A 16,334-nucleotide genomic window follows, 5' to 3' on the forward strand; every position below is an offset into this window, starting at 1 on the left:
CTAAAGCACCGTCCAGATTTAGCGCGACCAGATCCAAACTTTTGAAATCTAGTGCAGAAATTCAACGTGATCGGCAGCTACCCAGCCTCGGGCTGCGCCCGAGGAGATATAGTACCAATGCGAAACACTGTCATGGACAGTCACATGCGTCCCCGCACTGTACTGGCCGACTGTATCTGCATCAGAATCGGGTGCCGCATAGACATAGATGTGAGAACCACCTACTAACTTGGCGGCCCGACCGTCATGGTGGGGCTTGTAATGCCCTGGAGCATCTGCACGAACCGCTGGCACGATTTCATTCATGACAGCAGTCGTTGCCACAAATCCGGTTGCAGCAACTGCCATCAAAGCAAAGAACTTTTTGTTCATGACTGTATCCTCATCAGATGGTTAGATGCAGTCAGTTCTATGCCTGAAAATTGGCATTTAAAGTCATTCAGAATCGAACTAAAAATCTGTCACTCCTCACACCAATTTCTGGCAGACAAAACTGACCACTGCAATTAAGCAGCATCGAAATTTAGCGGAGACGATACTTTTAAGCATTTATTTGAACGGATAATTATTCAGTATGCTGAGTATGCCGTTGCACACCAATATGATGCAGCAGTGGCCGAGCTGGATGGATGTTTAGCTCATGCTGCTGCTAATCCATATACATCGCTAAAGCAACTCTTTTCAATCTAGCTACAATCAAGATGGATCTCATTCAAAGTGCTTAACAGCAACTCCAAATGGATATTCTGGCTGTAGTCTGAGCTGCCTAGATCAGCTTTAATCAAGTATTTTTTGCTCACGAAAAAGAGCAGACTCAAATAACTTAAATTGCCAGCAGCTTGCTCACTGAAATAGGACTGAGATCAGGAAATCCCAATCGCTTAAATACCAATAGCAGAGAAGAGCTGCAAGGAGCACCTAGTGGTCTACAAATTTTAGTTTTGCTTTAATCGCTCGATCAAACCGATTGCTATGCACAGGGACATCACGTCCAAATATTGCTTTATGACTTAAATGCTAAAAATGCTGCCGAGGAGGAGGACAGCGCTGCGATCGCACATAATAGCGAAGAATAAACATAGGTAAACCTCAAACGTTAGCTAATGAACAAACGCTTCATTCCCGCGATGTCATGCTCTATGGAGGACCTTGGAAACCACAGAACAATATGCTGGGAATAAAGTACCTGTTAGTGTATCTCAATATTCTCTGCACGGAACACTAATTTTCGATATTTTTGAAAAGATATGTGATGCATTTATGCCTTGCATCAAAATTTAAGTACGACGCTAATTTCAGCACATGACCCAATGGATGCGAACTCGAATAGCCCAACTGATTATTCAAACCGGACTGCATTGGCAACAAGATAACTGTTTAGAGATGGGTGCTGCGATCGCATATTACGCCTTATTCTCGCTGTTTCCCTTAATCCTGATTATTCTCAGCGTAGTCGGTTTCTTCGTTGGCCCCAACCAGTATGCTTCCGATCAGATTCTGCTGTTTGCACAAGCGGCACTGCCCCCGGAAGCCTACGATTTGGTAGCAGAAAACCTGACCCAGATGAACGAAAACAGCGTTACTGCTGGGATTATCAGCTTTGGATTGTTGTTAGTGACAGCCAGCGGCTTTTTCAGTGCACTGACCCTGGCCTTCGATCGCATTTGGCGCGTCAACCATTTTGCAGACGAAGAGAATAACTGGAGACGCGCCGTATTCACGTTTCTCAAACGACGCGTATTTGCGTTTGCGCTGGTGCTCAGTGCTGCACTGCTGCTCTTGGCTTCGCTCCTGTCTGAGCTATTTATCAATGTTTTAATTGAGGTGCTGAAAGTCTTTAGCGATCAAGTTCAGTTTGTGCAGCTTGATGATGTGGTGCTGTTGCGATCGCTTAACTTTGCCTCAGCATTTTTGATTTTGACGGTGGTGATGGCGCTGCTGTTTAAGTTTTTGCCTTCAACCCGCGTCCACTGGGGCGATGTTTGGCTGGGGGCGCTGATTACGACCGTTCTGTTTATGATTCTGCAGCAGCTCATCAGCAACAGTATCGTCAGCATCGGCAGCCGCTTCCAGTCCTATGGCGTGGCGGGTAGCGTCATGGTGCTGCTGCTGTGGATTTATCTTACCAGTCAAATTTTCTTTTTGGGCGGTGAATTCACCTACGCCTATGCCTTAATTTACGGCAGTCGTCGCCGCACAGACGAGGAACTAGCCGAACTAGCCGATCAGAGTGAGCAAGAAAGAGCACGTGGGCGCACCAAATCGTTCTGATATTCGATTGCCTAAATATTCAGCCCATATCCAGCCTGTGGATAATAAACCTTATTGAAAATTGTTTTGTAGCGCGGCTCCGCCGCGCTACAAAACAATCAGTTACCACTGCCAGGTATCGCGCCACTTAACAGTGCCCGTCTCAGCCACAACCCAGCGACGACAAGTCAGATTTTCGCGCAGCGGCGATTGTCCCTGCCGCCACATGGCATATTTGTAGGCAATCGGCTTCCCAGCACTCTCGTCAAAGGGAATTTCGCCAAACCAGGTGTTGTCGTTGATGTATTCCAGCGGATAGGCCTTGGCAATGTCCCAGTTGCCCAGTTCAGGACAGTCTCCCAGCACAACAATTGTTTCACCGGGCTGGGTTGAGACACCGTTGAGCTGGACACGAATGATGGTCTGCGCTTTCACCCGCTCACCAACATGGCTCAGCACAATCACTTCGCGATCGCCCAGTTCTAAATCAGCAATATAGCCATCCTGGGTTTGAAACTTGCGATGGGTCAAGATGCAGGTATGCTCACCATCGGGCATTTCAGTGTGAATGTTTTCAATGGTGGTGGCTAAGCCGCGATTCATGGCCACAAAACAGCGGGAATCCCGATACTTACGGGTATAGCAGTAGACATCCGGCTCTACATACTTTTGCCATTGGCTACCCAGAGCCACCGAAGGATTAAGGCGGCGCAGTCCTGACAGTAATCGCACATACCGATACACTTCGGTTTCCGTATCCCACTGCTGCATCATCGGGCGATTGTAGGGATCATTGCCGAAGTCAGTATCGTTATGCAGGTACTGCTCGGTGCCGTAGTAAAGACAGGGGATGCCCCGACAGGTCATGATCAGTGCGATCGCAATTCGCAGCATGTCTGGATCGGGGTTTAAGCTCTGGAAGCGGGGCATATCGTGATTATCGATAAAGGTAATCAGCTCCGTTGCGCCCGCGTAGCGATGGTCTTCGTCGAAGATGGTTTGAATTTCGTGAAAGCCAAATTCTGCACCTTGCCCCAGCACCGCCCGAATGGCAACCGCTAGGCCGAAATCCAAAATTGTCATGCCGGAAGAGTTGGCAAACTCCACCGACTGATCATCGAGAGGATGGCTAAAGATCCACTCGCCAAAGATAAAGATATCGGGCTTATGGGTCAGGATGTCGGCGTTGAACTCCTGCCAAAACCAAATCGGCATGTGCTTAACCGTATCGACCCGCAGCGCATCGACACCGCGATCCAGCCACTGTTTAATCGCTGCTTTGATGTAGTTGCGATATTCGGCGTTGTTTTCGTTGAACGTGGCAAGTCCCGCTAATTCGCAGTTTTGCACCTGCCAATCGTCTTCCCAGTCGGTCACTTCACCGTAATGGTGATACCAGTGGTTCACATCGTTGTTAAAATCGGCAATCAGCGTTCCATCGTCATATAGCTCGCCTTTGCTGCCGCCTACGTCGGGACTGCTATGGTTGCAAACGATATCCAGTACCAGCTTCATGCCGCGCTTGTGCATTTCTTCAATCAGTCGGTCGAACGTGGTGTTGCGCGTATCTTGCGTATTATTGAGCGAGGGATCTTCGTCCTTGCCAATAAAGCGAGGATTAATCCGCTTAAAATCTCGTGTCCAGTAACCGTGAATGGCGGCATTTTCGACAAACAATTCTTCCACTTGTTCAAACAGCGGCGTCAACCAAATGGCCGTCACACCCATGTTTTTCAGATAATCCAGCTTGTTAATAATGCCTTGTAAATCGCCGCCCCAGTATTTGCCCCAATCCTGCTGGTCTGGATCATAAAGTTCTGGATTTTCGCCTTCATTATTGTCGGGATCGCCATCGCAAAACCGATCCACCACAATAAAATAAATCGTTTCTTGGCGAAACTCGATATCGCGCGTGTAGAGAAACTCTAGATTAATCTCATCACTGGTTAAGGCATCGGTTTGAGTTTGGACAACGGTATCAAGCTTCTGTTGACTCGATTCAAATTGCTCTTTGGACTGAATCGATGAGGTTGCTTCTGTTTTTGTCATAGTTGTGGCTAAAAGTTAAAGGAAAAACGCTAAATGCACGATTTAGCGACACATGTAATTTCCAAACACAGCCCAAGTAAACGTGAAGACGAATGTTCTTTACCTAAACACGTCTTCTAATCGAGTTGCGATTGCGATTGGTTCGGATGGAACTTTGGCATCACATTAGATTATGTGGAGCGAAAAATCATCTTGTCCTGCCTCTGGAGGAGGAATTTGTGGGAACGATGCATTGGGTCAGCTTAGACTATGTAGAAAATTCGCGTAGGGGCGATGCATTTAAATCGCGGGTTTTGGTCAGAATCGAAACATATGCTTATAAAACCACGCTGCACAATCCACGTTCCTTAGTTTTGTGGTGGCACCTGGTTGAGCATCATCCAATAAAAACCGACTTGGCGGGTTATATCTACAAATTGCTGAAAATCGAGCGGTTTGACAATGTAGCTGTTTACTCCCAGCTCATAGCAGGCACTGAGATCTTGATTTTCCACTGAAGAAGTCATGACCACCACCACCAAATCCTGTGTACGGGGGTGGCTGCGAATCGTGCGTAGAACCTCAATTCCGTCAATTTTGGGTAATTTTAGATCCAGTAAAACCAGTCTGGGCAGAGGGCGGAGCGTACTATCGTCGGCTGAACCAAGCAAATAATTCACCGCTTGTTCACCATCCATGACGATATCCAGCTGATTGACAAAGTGATAAGTCTCTAGAGCCAACTGAATCAGCTCAATGTCGTTTGGATCATCCTCAACTAACAAAATCGGGGTCGGCTCTACATTCACCACGTTCATTCTTCATTGCACCACTGCCCAGATCGTAGTGGATGTAACCATGAACGACCTTTCATTCACGGACGGGTTCATCCAAACTTTTAAGAAATGTTATCAAGGGTAAAGTAAAATACCGTTTCTTGATGTGGCTCGCTTTCAGCCCAAATGATGCCGCCATGACGATGAATGATGCGCTGCACAATCGCTAGCCCAATACCTGTGCCTTCAAATTCAGTTTGAGCATGAAGGCGCTGAAACGCTCCAAACAGCTTATCCGCATATTTCATTTGAAAGCCAACGCCATTATCTTTAACAAAAATTGCTCCGTCTGAGGCTTGACCAATTTCGATTTGGGGCTGTGCCTGCTGACGACTAAACTTGACGGCATTGCCGATTAAATTAATTAGCACCTGTTGTAAAAGCGTTGCATCTCCCATGACAGTTGGTAGAGCGCCAATCACAAAGTTAACTGCATCTACAGTTTCCAAATTACCGTTTACAATTTCAATCGCCTCATCAACTAGCTGTCGGAGCGGAACCGGAGCGTAAACAATGGGTTTCCGGCCAATGCGAGACAGGGTCAGTAGTCCGTCAATGAGCTGAGCCATTTTCTGACTGCTGTTTTCGATGACCTGCAAATAGTGAGCGACTTTGGCATCGTTTAGCACCTCTTGTCCCTGTAAACGCTGCTGTAGCGCATTGACAAAGCCGTGAATATGGCGTAAGGGAGCTCGTAAATCGTGGGAGACAGAGTAGGAGAAGGATTCAAGTTCTTTGTTACTGGCTTCGAGTTGAGCCGTACGTCGCGTCAACTCAGCCGTCCGCTCGGCCACTAACCTCTCTAGGTCACGATTTTGCTGTTCCAAGGCTGCATTGAGCTGACGAATTTCTAACTCAGCCTGTTTGCGATCGCTAATATCGAGATTTGCTCCCACCAATCGAATTGAATTCCGCTCAGGTTCAGGCTGCATCAGAGCATAGGAAGCAATATAGCGGATGCTACCATCCGGCAGCACGATGCGGAATTCCATCTGATAGTTCTGTTGGTTGTCTAGGGCCTGCTGAACGACCGAACGGGCTCTTGATAGATCATCCGGATGCAATCGTGCTTCCCAAGCTGTCCAGACATTATTCAACTCTGAGCTTTGAATACCGTAAAGGGCACACATACGGTCATCCCAAACCAGGTAATCGGTCGCTGAGTCCCATTCCCAAATGCCGATATTGGCCGACTGGATGGCTAACTCTAGACGCTCCGTCAAACGGCGCAGTTTATCTTCCGCTTGTTTGCGCTCAGTAATATCTTGTGCCAGTCCTGCCCGTCGCGTAACGTTGCCGGATGCGTCAAAAATGGGAAAACCGCGATCGCGAATCCAGCGAATTTCACCACTCGGTTGCACAATCCGGTACTCAATTTCAAAGGGGGCCTGGGGATGACTCAAATTACTGACCACTCGTTGTCGATCATGCGGATGAATGGCATCAAGGAACGACTTTGGATCGGTATTGATGCTCTCAAGACTGCGTCCCCAAATCTGTTCGTAAGCCGGGCTGATGTAGAGAATGCGGTGAATGTCTACATCGGATAACCAAAAAACTTCTTGGACATTTTCTGCCAGTTGCCGAAAGCGAGCCTCACTTTCTTGCAGAGCAATTTCAGCTCGTTTGCGATCAGTGATGTCTTCAAGGGTCGCCACCACACCATCGATCTGCCCAGATGCATCAAAGGACGGTGCTGCATTAACGGACAACAGCAAGAGCTGACCATCTGATGTCTGAATGCCGTGCTGAACATTGAAAACTGGCTGTTTCGTCTGCATCACTCGGACAAAGGGAAATTCCGATTCTGGCAGAGGAGAACCATCTAAACTTTGAATTTGCCAAACGGGTGCATTATAGGTGCGACCAACGGCTTCATCTTTGGTCAGACCCAGAATCTGGGTGGCCCGATCATTGGCAAAGGTGATCTGCCCAGTTGGGTTCAGCACCACAATGCCGGCTGGACTCATGGCCATAATGCGGCTGAGTAGGTTTCGTTCTTGACGGAGAGCTTCTGCGATTTGATCCTGTTCCGCTTCTCGTCGTTTCTGTTCGGTGATGTCTAACCCAATTGACTGCAAATGAGTCAAATTGCCCTGTTCATCAAAAAAGGCTCGGTTAACCCAGTGCTGCCAGCCTCTACTCCCGTCAGCTTGCACGGTTGGATGTTCGTATACGGCAAAGGGAGCATCAGGGCTGAGGGACATGTACTGTGCTTGGGTCGCTGGCCGTTCCTCCTCTGGCAAAAAATCTAGAAACTGATGCCCAATTAAATCCTCTGGTCGCTGATTAAAGTACTCACAATAGGTCGAATTAACGTAGGTTAAGGTGCTGTCGGGTAAGAATCGACAAATTAAGGCCGGCATATCGTCTGCCAACTGCCGATAGTGCTCCTTACTCTGTTGGAGAGCCGCAATTTGTTGCTGCACATGGCTCTCCCAATTAGAACTGCGAGCTGGTGGATCAGGTTGGGTGCGATCGCAAATCTGGGGATCGCTCCGTTGAAGCGACCACCGTCCTATCCAGAAGCTTCCTAGCGTTAGCAGCAGGCCAACTACAAGCCATTCCAGCCGTAACGGCAAGACACTTAATAAGTCATCGGCTGCACAAACGCTGGTGTAAACCCCGCTCCAAATGCTCATAGTGTAAAACTGTTCATAGTGTGAACCGATGGTTGAACTTGAAGGGAAATCTCACATCTTGCCACCTCAACTCTTACCCTCAACCCAGAAACCACATTAACCGCCCCAAGATTTGCGGCAAGATGCAAGATATGAAAATCAAAACATTCATGTAAGCTAAGGAAAGAAACGTTACAGAAAGCATTCTAAACCGCTATGATTTTGCCAGGTTCTGCTGTTTGCGTCATTAATCCTGACGACACCTACTATCGATTTCAGGGGCAAGTGCAGCGCGTTGCAGATGGACATGCGGCTGTCTTGTTCGAAGGCGGCAACTGGGACAAGCTCGTTACTTTCCGACTGTCTGAACTTGAACTGGTCGATGCAACGGCTGGACGTAAAAAGAAAAAGTAATTTTCGGTAACTGCCCATGCGGCTTCCCCTGCCTCAGTTTGAGCGACAAGACCGACATCCCAATCACTTTGCAGAGGTGGTGGAAACCTCTACGGCTGAATTTTTGGCCCAGTGCCTTGAGCCAGAAGATTTGGGATTTCCGGTGATGCCGCCCTTTGGCAGTTGGGTGCAGGCGGTTGATGAAGAGTCCGGCAACCAAATTTTTGCGGTTGTCTACTATGCCACCACCTCACCGATTGATTCTGTGCATCGGGCGCGGGCGCTGGGCATGTCCCTTGCGGAACTGCGAGAGCAGCAGCCGCAGATTTTTGCCATGCTGAAGACAGAGTTCCGGGCCGCGATTGTGGGATTTCGGCCAACAACCTCTGGTCGCAATGGTCAGCGCCGCATGAGCGATCTGATCTATCAGCATTTGCCGCCCCGTCCACCTCAGGTGCATCAAGCTGTGCATCGGTGCGATCGCACTGACGTGATTCAGTTCACCGAAGAACTCGATTTCCTGCGAATTTTGCTGCAAGTCCCCGGCGCGCCTGTCGATAGCCTGGTTGCCGCCACCATCCGAGAGGTATATCAGTTGCGGAAGGCCGAACGGGCCTGGCTGGTGCAAACGGGCCGCATGCTCAACCTGTTGTTAAAGGATGATTACGATCGGTTGCGGATGATTCTCAGCCAGATTCACCCTTGAGTTACACCATTTAGATTTTGGACAACATCTAGTTTGACGCTGTCACAACGCTGTTACAGAGGTTGCGATCGCACGCGTTCGACTAAGGTTTGATTGCCGTTAATCATTAAGCGGCGCAAAATCTGAGGTGACAGTTAATTAACTTCAAGCGGGTGAGATGGATGACTGACTTTCAACCCAATCCTAAACCGTCTGAATCGTCCGCCTCTGCTGAATCGTCCGTACCCAAAAGTAACAACGTGTGGAAGTGGGTGGCGATTGGCTGCGGTGGAGCTTTCCTCCTATTTGTGCTGCTGATTGCAGGCACGACGTTTTTTGCCTTCCGCCAGCTCAACTTTTCAATGGATCCAGAAGAAGTCGAAGCCAAAGCCCGCACAGTCTTTGACTACGAAATTCCCGGTGGATCGCAGGGTTTACTAACCATAAATATGTTCGGCATCGAAATGATTCAGGTCACGGATACCAATCAGCCGCCGGAGATCATGCTGATGGTCGGCACTCTGCCGCCCGCTTTTCAAACCGAACAAACGCAGGAGCAGTTCCTGGAAGGGTTCCAAGACAGCCTGTCTGATCAGCAGCAGTTTGAAACCCAGGATCAGCGGATTGAAGAACGCCAACTCTGTGGTGAAACGGTTTCCGTCCTCATTCAAGAAGGCAGTGCATCAACTGGACAGTCGGCAGAACCTGCAACGACCTACTCTACCGTTGTCGCTTACGACGGAACAAGCCGCTTTGCCTGGTTACAAGCTAGTGGTGAGAATGCAAATGCACTGGCGGAGCAGGTGTTTACATCTCTCGAATGCCGCTAGTTCAGCTTAATTTTGGAACGCTGGCCAAGTCATAGCAGTCGTCACATCGGTTAGACCGTTGGAAAACTCTGATAACGTTCAAACGCTCAAGCGTTGGATTTCGTATTGGATTTCGTAACTGTCTCCATCAACGTGACGATGGCTATCAATTCAACCTGATTGAACAGCACCTGCTAAAGCGTTGCTAATCAACGAGCGCGGGTTTAAGTTGCTCAAATAAATTAGCGACTTTTACCAGATCTTTATCGCCCGGAGAACGCTCGACGCCGCTAGATAAGTCAATGCCGCTGGGCGAGAGCTGACGCAAAGCCGCTTGGACATTATCAGGGCGCAAACCGCCTGCCAAAAACCAGGGGCGGCTGGGTCGAAACGTCTGGAGCGTTTGCCAATCCAGCGTTTTTCCCGTGCCACCAAACAGATGAGGATGATAAGCATCCAGCAGCAACGCATCAATCACGGGTTCATAAGCTGCGATCGCACTTAAATCTTCACTGGAGCGAATCCGAAAGGCTTTAATCAGCTCAATATCGGGTAACGCTTGTCGAACTTGGGCGCAAACGTCCGGGGACTCATTTCCATGCAGCTGCACGCCATTGAGCCGCCCCAGGTTGACCGTCTGCTCAATCGTCGCCAGGTCAGCATTCACAAACACGCCAATTCGATCCACGGTGTAAGTTCCAGCCGCATTCAGCGGTAGGGCATCAACGATGGCCCCAATTTGCTCTGGTGTCACAAAGCGGGGCGACTTCGTCGCACAGATAAACCCAAGTGCCGTTGCTCCCAACTGTGCGATCGCAACTCCCTGATCCGGCTGAGTAATCCCGCAGATTTTAATTCGTAACATACATCCAATTGGCGATTAAGAACCCTAACGAATATTGAGCTGTGTGAACTCTGTTAAATAAATCATAGATTTGTGTGCCCGCTTTTTTATAATTCGGGTGACTTGTCTGGAGAATAAACCTCATGGATTTTGCACTACTTGCCGCTGTTGCCCAAACCACAGAATGGTCATGGAAAGTGGCTGCGGTCATGATCACCTGCAACGTATTTGCCATTGTGATTGGCTATTACGCAATTCAAAAACGCGGGGTTGGCCCATCCCTGCCCGTTGAACTTCCTGCTATTTTCACAGGTTTTGGCGTCCCCGAACTGCTTGCTACCGCTAGTTTTGGCCATCTGCTAGGCGCTGGCATGATTTTGGGCTTGTCCAATGCAGGTTTGCTCTAACGTTAACCGAGTTGACCTGTTGTCACGACATCCTAATTTACCGATCGCATCTGTTCATAAGAATTCCGGTTAACCAATAACACAAGACCCTCACCCCATTACTCTGGCAAAAAGCTCTGGGAAAGAAGTCGGGGGTGGGGGTCTCCAAAGCCCAAATCTGCGGTTATCCACACCCGGCCTTGCATTGAGAACTTCGATAAAATATAGACATCTGGCGGGTTAAGTGGGATATGTCGAACCTGCAAGTCAGAACCAGTTTTATTTTTTGTGGAAAGTTGGTGTAGCCGTTGCCATTGTGGTTGAGACATTTACAAAATCCAGCGTTTAAACGTGAACGTTGGAGCATTTTCAGAGTTTCCCAACGGTCTAACCAAGATGACTACTATATACGAGCTTTTCACAAAAAATAAATCATCGGTAATCCCCGCCCCATTCATCGGATTTAAGGACAGTCTCTATGCAATCTGGATGGCGAATAGGCTCCCTCTTTGGCATTCCATTTTATATCGATCCCTCTTGGCTGATCGTGGTCACGCTAGTGGCGTTTGCCTACGGTAGTGACTGGCAGTCACCTGCTGTTTTAAGCGAAATGAACTGGAGTAGCGGTATTGCCTGGTTGGCAGGCTTGCTGACGGCTTTGTTGCTGTTTGGCTCGGTGCTGCTGCATGAACTGGGTCACAGCTTAGTGGCGCGATCGCAGGGCATCAACGTCAATTCCATTACCCTCTTCCTGTTTGGTGGCATTGCCGCCATTGACCGCGAATCGAAAACGCCGGGTCAAGCTTTTCAAGTTGCGATCGCAGGCCCAACCGTTAGTTTCATCCTGTTTGCGCTGCTAGCTGCCGTCAGCGTGCTCACAATTACTCCCCCCAGCGTGCGGCTAATTGCCAGCAGCGTTGCTCAAATCAATCTCGTCTTAGGCCTATTCAACCTCATTCCTGGTCTGCCCTTAGACGGTGGCCAAATTCTCAAATCTCTGGTCTGGAAGATCACCAATGATCGATTTGCGGGTGTGCGATGGGCTGCTCGTACCGGATTGATTCTAGGCTGGATAGCCGTTGCCATTGGCGTTTCTAACTTCTTCATCTCCGGCAATATTTCCATGCTGTGGATTGCCTTTATCGGCGGCTTCTGTATCCGGAACGCCAGCGCCTACAGCCGTATGACCGATTTACAAGAAGCGCTGTCAGGCTTAACATCTGCCGATGCCATGATGCGCGATTTTCGCGTCGTTGATGCTGACCTGACGCTACGAGAGTTTGCCGACCAGTACGTGCTGATGGCTGACTCCCGACCTCCCATGTACTTTGCAGCATCCAACGGTCGCTACCGTGGAGCTATATCGGTCGATGATTTGCGGTCTATCGAGCGGAGTCAATGGGACGTTTTGCGAGTTGCCGACATCGCCCACTCTTTGACCGAAATCCCATCCGCGCGCGAATCGGCTCCCATTACTGAAGTGATCAATCGGCTGGATGAAGAGCAGCTCCAGCGCTTAACGATTCTCACACCTGCTGATGCCGTCGCCGGAACCATTGACCGGGGTGATATTGTTCGAGCATTGGCTCAGAAAATCAATCTCAAAGTTCCAGAAGAACTGATTCAGCGCATCAAAGAAGAAGGTGCTTACCCACCCGGCCTGAAGCTGTCTGCTCTATCAAAATCAATGGCAGATTAAGTTTAGTGTGAACATTAACCAAACAAAGGGCCGCGCGTCGCGCGGCCCTTTGTTTGGAATGGCTAATTTATCCCCAGTTAAACTCGTGCTTTTGCGACTTCCGGATCAACGGCTTGGCGCTGAGGATGGAGCGACTTGACCTGCTGAAGCGCTGCATAGAGCCGATTCAGTGCGTTCAAATAGGCATGGGTTGACGCCACAATAATATCGGTATTGGCGGCATGACCGGAGTAGACGCGATCCTCATGGCGTAATCGAATTGTCACCTCACCGATCGCATCGATGCCTGCTGTGACAGACTGAACCGAAAACTCAATCAGCTCATTCGGAATGTCTACGACGCGGTTGATTGCCTTATAAACCGCATCCACTGGCCCAGTCCCAATGGCTGCATCCGTCAGCTCATCGCCCTCTGGAGTACGCAGCGTAACAGTAGCCGTGGGCCGCGCGTGGTCACCGCAGGATACCTGCACCAGTTCCAACCGGAAATGCTCAGGGGCCTGCTGCGTTTCATCGTTGATAATCGCTTCCAAATCGCGATCGCTAATGTCTTTCTTTTTGTCAGCCAGTTCCTTAAAGCGAATAAACGCTTTATTCAACGCCTGCTCATCCATTTCAAACCCCAGATCCCGCAGGCGAGTGCGGAAGGCATTGCGACCGGAGTGCTTACCCAAGACAATTTGATTGGTGTTCACCCCAATCGACTGGGCATCCATGATCTCATAGGTCAGCTTGTGCTTTAGCACGCCGTCCTGGTGGATACCGGACTCATGGGCAAAGGCATTGGTGCCAACGATGGCCTTGTTGGGCTGTACCAGCATACCTGTCAGGTTAGAAACCAGGCGCGAGGTCTTGTAGATCTCCTGCGTGTTGATGCGAGTGAGCGGTTCCTCCGACTCCGGTGGACGACCGAGATAAGGATTATAAAACTGCCGCCGCACATGCAGCGCCATCACCAGTTCTTCCAGCGCTGCGTTGCCTGCTCGTTCGCCGATGCCGTTAATCGTGCATTCGAGCTGCCGCGCCCCATTCTTCACCGCTTCCAAGAAGTTAGCAACGGCCAAGCCCAAGTCATTGTGGCCATGTACTGAAATAATGGCCTGATCAATATTGGGCACGTTTTCCTTAATGCCGCGAATCAGGCCACCAAATTCACTGGGTGTCGTATAACCAACGGTATCGGGAATATTAATCGTCGTCGCTCCAGCTGCGATCGCACGTTCCAGCACTTCATACAGAAATTCCGGATCAGAGCGAGCCGCATCTTCCGGTGAGAACTCCACATCATTGGTAAACGACTTGGCAAAAGCGACCATCTCTTCTGCGATCGCAAGTACCTCTGGTCGAGTTTTACGCAGCTTGTATTCCAGGTGAATATCAGATGTGGCAATAAAGGTATGAATACGCCAGTGGGCTGCTGGTTTGAGGGCATTGGCCGCTGCTTCAATATCCTGGCGAGTGGCTCGTGCCAAACCACAGATTGTGGGGCCATCTTCTGTCCCCACCTGCTCGGCAATCCGCTGAACCGCTTCAAAATCCCCCGGACTAGCAAAGGGAAAACCCGCTTCAATGATGTCTACACCCAGCCGAGCCAGTTGACGCGCAATGGTTAGCTTCTCTTCAACATTAAGCGTTGCTCCCGGAGACTGTTCACCATCTCGCAGGGTGGTATCAAAGATCAGAATGCGCTCTGGACTTTGGGATGATGTAGTCATAGCAAACCAGCACTAACTCAGAATGATTTTGGATAACAGATCCATTCTAATGTGCAGACTTCGATTGATATCAACCGAGATCAACGGTTTATGTGGTTTATGTTGTGTTTTGTAGACGATCCTATTCCTCTATCCGTAGCTCATGGATATTCCATAGCGCTCCACCCAAGGCAGAATACTTAACACCTTGAACATCGTTACGGACGGCTGCTAGAGAAAGGGGATTGATTAAATAAATAAACGGCAAATACTCCTGGGCCAGAATTTGTGTTTGAGCATAGATGGCTTTGCGCTTTTCCTCATCCAGCTCTTGGGCTCCTTGCGTATACAAACGGCCAATCTCTGCCTCCCAGTCCGCAATGACCCGACCTTCAATCGGTTCTTGCCCAGGCGTTTCCTTTTGATTAAACGAATGAAGAGTACCATCTGGCTGCCAAACATTTGCACCATTATTGGGTTCAACTCCTCCTGTGAAACCAATTAAGTGGCAGTCCCAATCTAAGGTGTCTGTCAGCTTTGCCACTAGCGCATTAAACGCAAGCGGTTGAAAATCAACCCGTATCCCGATCGCTGCTAAATCCTGTTTAATCTGGGCACCCATCGCTTCTCGGATTTTGTTGCCCGAATTGGTGATCAGCGTAAACCGGACGCGATTGCCCTCAGCGTCCAGCAGTTCGCCGTCGCTGTTGTAGGTAAAGCCTGCGCTCAGCAACAGCTCCTTGGCCCGTTCTGGATTATGTTCATAAACTGGCAAGCCCTCTTCCGGGGGCAGGTAGTACGGACTTTGCACCGAAATCGGTGAGTTTTGGGGTTTTCCTAGCCCTTGATAGATATTGTTCAACATCTTTTGCCGATCGAGGCCATAGGCGATGGCTTGGCGGAATTCGAGCGCGTTGAACCAAGCCGACTTAATCGGATTAACTAGTGGTACGCCGTTACGGCTTCCTTTGTTCAAGTTAAAGCTGATAAACGTTGTGCCGGGTGCCGCACCACCCTCAAAAATTGTGAAATTACCTCGATCTTCTTCTCGTTTCAACAGAGAAAAATAGTCAGGTGCCACACTCGTCACGTCTAATCCTCCAGAGCGGAACTGGATCAGCGCAGTTTCGGTAGACTCCACGATTTCCCAAATCACGCGATCGATGTAGGGCTGAGGAGCACCTGAATCAGGAGAGCGCCAATAGTAGGGATTTTTCTCGAAGATGACTCGTTCACCCGTTACGTACTGGGCCAAACGATAAGGACCTGTACCGATAATCTGCTCAGCAGGTGTGTTAGTTCCCCACTTTGACAAAAATAAAGGATTGCCTTCAGCATCCTTGGTTAAGATGGATTCCCGCAATAGATGTGCAGGCAGGATTTCCAACCCTGTTGCGCGGAGAAACGGAGCAAAGGGTTCAGGCACCGTAAACTCTACCTGGCGGTCATTGAGCTTGCGCACGGCTGGCAACGCACCGCTTTCGCCAACCCGAAGAATATCTCTAGAACCCGTTGGGATCTCCTCATTGAGATATACCTCGTTGTAGCTAAAGATGACGTCATCAGCCGTCAAGGGTTCACCATCGGCCCACTTTAGATTCGGTCGCAGCGTATATGTAATTCGAAGATTGTCGTCAGAAATTTCCCAAGATTCAGCCAGAGCAGGCTGAATGTCACCCGTCAGTCCATCGGCTTCAATTAATCCATCAAAGGTTAACGGAAAGATATTGGGTGATTCTTGGCTCAGCGCTGGGTTAAACGTTTTAGGATCGCTGAGGTTACTATCAACTAATTGGGGAACCTGAGCCGCCTCGGTTTCAAAGGCTTCTAAGCTACAGCCTGCCAGAGGGAGGCTGAGCACCAAAATTAATAATCCGCATAACCAGCTACGCAACCAAGAGGGCATGACGATGTTCCTAAGTCTGTGAGCTTTACCTTATTCACATTTTGCACCAAAACCCAAAGTAGGCATGTTGCTGCACATTGTGAACGTAATATCCTGCTTCAATTTTTTGACCTATATCAAGATCCAAAATTGACTAATTTCTGGAATGTACGAGCGTGTACTGGCGTGTAGTTATTAACTAGT

Annotated in this window: 13 protein-coding genes; 6 read left to right on the plus strand and 7 right to left on the minus strand. The window is 49.2% G+C overall.

Annotated elements, in window-relative coordinates:
• Window positions 1-48: 48 nt before the first annotated feature.
• The gene (locus AC286M_RS23860) at window positions 49-372 is read right to left on the minus strand and encodes an SH3 domain-containing protein (RefSeq protein WP_488206767.1); all 324 of its coding nucleotides are present in this window, start codon (window positions 370-372) and stop codon (window positions 49-51) included.
• A 942-nt stretch (window positions 373-1,314) separates the two neighbouring features.
• Between AC286M_RS23860 and AC286M_RS23865 the strand changes: the two genes are divergently transcribed.
• Window positions 1,315-2,271 carry a YihY/virulence factor BrkB family protein gene (locus tag AC286M_RS23865; protein ID WP_488206768.1) on the plus strand — a complete coding sequence of 319 codons (957 nt, stop codon included), beginning with the start codon at window positions 1,315-1,317 and terminating at the stop codon, window positions 2,269-2,271.
• Between the two features lie 102 nt (window positions 2,272-2,373).
• Here AC286M_RS23865 and AC286M_RS23870 read toward each other — a convergent pair whose 3' ends face one another.
• From AC286M_RS23870 to AC286M_RS23880, 3 genes are all read right to left on the minus strand, one after another.
• A complete protein-coding gene (locus AC286M_RS23870; protein ID WP_488206769.1) occupies window positions 2,374-4,299 on the minus strand; it encodes an alpha-amylase family glycosyl hydrolase in 1,926 nt (641 codons plus the stop codon).
• 347 nt (window positions 4,300-4,646) lie between these two features.
• Window positions 4,647-5,096: a response regulator gene (locus AC286M_RS23875; RefSeq protein WP_488206770.1), complete on the minus strand. Its 450-nt coding sequence runs from the start codon at window positions 5,094-5,096 to the stop codon at window positions 4,647-4,649.
• Window positions 5,097-5,176: 80 nt separating this feature from the next.
• On the minus strand, window positions 5,177-7,756 hold the full coding sequence (locus AC286M_RS23880) for a PAS domain-containing sensor histidine kinase (RefSeq protein ID WP_488206771.1): 2,580 nt from the start codon (window positions 7,754-7,756) through the stop codon (window positions 5,177-5,179).
• Between the two features lie 195 nt (window positions 7,757-7,951).
• Here AC286M_RS23880 and AC286M_RS23885 point away from each other — a divergent pair, with 195 nt between their 5' ends.
• The 3 genes from AC286M_RS23885 to AC286M_RS23895 all read left to right on the plus strand — a co-directional run bounded on the left by AC286M_RS23885 (window position 7,952) and on the right by AC286M_RS23895 (window position 9,643).
• The gene (locus AC286M_RS23885; RefSeq protein ID WP_488206772.1) at window positions 7,952-8,149 is read left to right on the plus strand and encodes an NAD(P)H dehydrogenase subunit NdhS; all 198 of its coding nucleotides are present in this window, start codon (window positions 7,952-7,954) and stop codon (window positions 8,147-8,149) included.
• 16 nt (window positions 8,150-8,165) lie between these two features.
• Window positions 8,166-8,834: an HAS-barrel domain-containing protein gene (locus AC286M_RS23890; protein ID WP_488206773.1), complete on the plus strand. Its 669-nt coding sequence runs from the start codon at window positions 8,166-8,168 to the stop codon at window positions 8,832-8,834.
• 161 nt (window positions 8,835-8,995) lie between these two features.
• Window positions 8,996-9,643, plus strand: a complete 648-nt coding sequence (locus AC286M_RS23895; protein ID WP_488206774.1) for a hypothetical protein — start codon at window positions 8,996-8,998, stop codon at window positions 9,641-9,643.
• Window positions 9,644-9,827: 184 nt separating this feature from the next.
• On the opposite strand, the gene AC286M_RS23900 is transcribed toward AC286M_RS23895, so the two are convergent.
• Window positions 9,828-10,487 carry a phosphoribosylanthranilate isomerase gene (locus tag AC286M_RS23900; RefSeq protein WP_488206775.1) on the minus strand — a complete coding sequence of 220 codons (660 nt, stop codon included), beginning with the start codon at window positions 10,485-10,487 and terminating at the stop codon, window positions 9,828-9,830.
• 122 nt (window positions 10,488-10,609) lie between these two features.
• Here AC286M_RS23900 and psaK point away from each other — a divergent pair, with 122 nt between their 5' ends.
• Together psaK and AC286M_RS23910 are read left to right on the plus strand one after the other, a co-directional pair.
• On the plus strand, window positions 10,610-10,873 hold the full coding sequence (gene psaK, locus AC286M_RS23905; RefSeq protein ID WP_488206776.1) for a photosystem I reaction center subunit PsaK: 264 nt from the start codon (window positions 10,610-10,612) through the stop codon (window positions 10,871-10,873).
• A gap of 457 nt (window positions 10,874-11,330) precedes the next feature.
• A complete protein-coding gene (locus AC286M_RS23910; protein WP_488206777.1) occupies window positions 11,331-12,551 on the plus strand; it encodes a site-2 protease family protein in 1,221 nt (406 codons plus the stop codon).
• A 77-nt stretch (window positions 12,552-12,628) separates the two neighbouring features.
• On the opposite strand, the gene AC286M_RS23915 is transcribed toward AC286M_RS23910, so the two are convergent.
• Entirely contained in the window at window positions 12,629-14,266 is a 1,638-nt protein-coding gene (locus AC286M_RS23915; protein WP_488206778.1) for a 2-isopropylmalate synthase, read from the minus strand.
• A gap of 121 nt (window positions 14,267-14,387) precedes the next feature.
• Complete coding sequence (locus tag AC286M_RS23920; protein ID WP_488206779.1) at window positions 14,388-16,151, minus strand: ABC transporter substrate-binding protein; 1,764 nt, start codon at window positions 16,149-16,151, stop codon at window positions 14,388-14,390.
• Between the last annotated feature and the right edge of the window lie 183 nt (window positions 16,152-16,334).

This window comes from Thainema salinarum CENA647 (genome assembly GCF_057732415.1).

Bases quoted from the DNA above. Each gene is read 5' to 3' on its own strand.
- AC286M_RS23860 (WP_488206767.1), bottom strand. From the start codon at position 372: ATGAACAAAAAGTTCTTTGCTTTGATGGCAGTTGCTGCAACCGGATTT.
- AC286M_RS23865 (WP_488206768.1), top strand. From the start codon at position 1,315: ATGCGAACTCGAATAGCCCAACTGATTATTCAAACCGGACTGCATTGG.
- AC286M_RS23870 (WP_488206769.1), bottom strand. From the start codon at position 4,299: ATGACAAAAACAGAAGCAACCTCATCGATTCAGTCCAAAGAGCAATTT.
- AC286M_RS23875 (WP_488206770.1), bottom strand. From the start codon at position 5,096: ATGAACGTGGTGAATGTAGAGCCGACCCCGATTTTGTTAGTTGAGGAT.
- AC286M_RS23880 (WP_488206771.1), bottom strand. From the start codon at position 7,756: ATGAGCATTTGGAGCGGGGTTTACACCAGCGTTTGTGCAGCCGATGAC.
- AC286M_RS23885 (WP_488206772.1), top strand. From the start codon at position 7,952: ATGATTTTGCCAGGTTCTGCTGTTTGCGTCATTAATCCTGACGACACC.
- AC286M_RS23890 (WP_488206773.1), top strand. From the start codon at position 8,166: ATGCGGCTTCCCCTGCCTCAGTTTGAGCGACAAGACCGACATCCCAAT.
- AC286M_RS23895 (WP_488206774.1), top strand. From the start codon at position 8,996: ATGACTGACTTTCAACCCAATCCTAAACCGTCTGAATCGTCCGCCTCT.
- AC286M_RS23900 (WP_488206775.1), bottom strand. From the start codon at position 10,487: ATGTTACGAATTAAAATCTGCGGGATTACTCAGCCGGATCAGGGAGTT.
- psaK (WP_488206776.1), top strand. From the start codon at position 10,610: ATGGATTTTGCACTACTTGCCGCTGTTGCCCAAACCACAGAATGGTCA.
- AC286M_RS23910 (WP_488206777.1), top strand. From the start codon at position 11,331: ATGCAATCTGGATGGCGAATAGGCTCCCTCTTTGGCATTCCATTTTAT.
- AC286M_RS23915 (WP_488206778.1), bottom strand. From the start codon at position 14,266: ATGACTACATCATCCCAAAGTCCAGAGCGCATTCTGATCTTTGATACC.
- AC286M_RS23920 (WP_488206779.1), bottom strand. From the start codon at position 16,151: ATGCCCTCTTGGTTGCGTAGCTGGTTATGCGGATTATTAATTTTGGTG.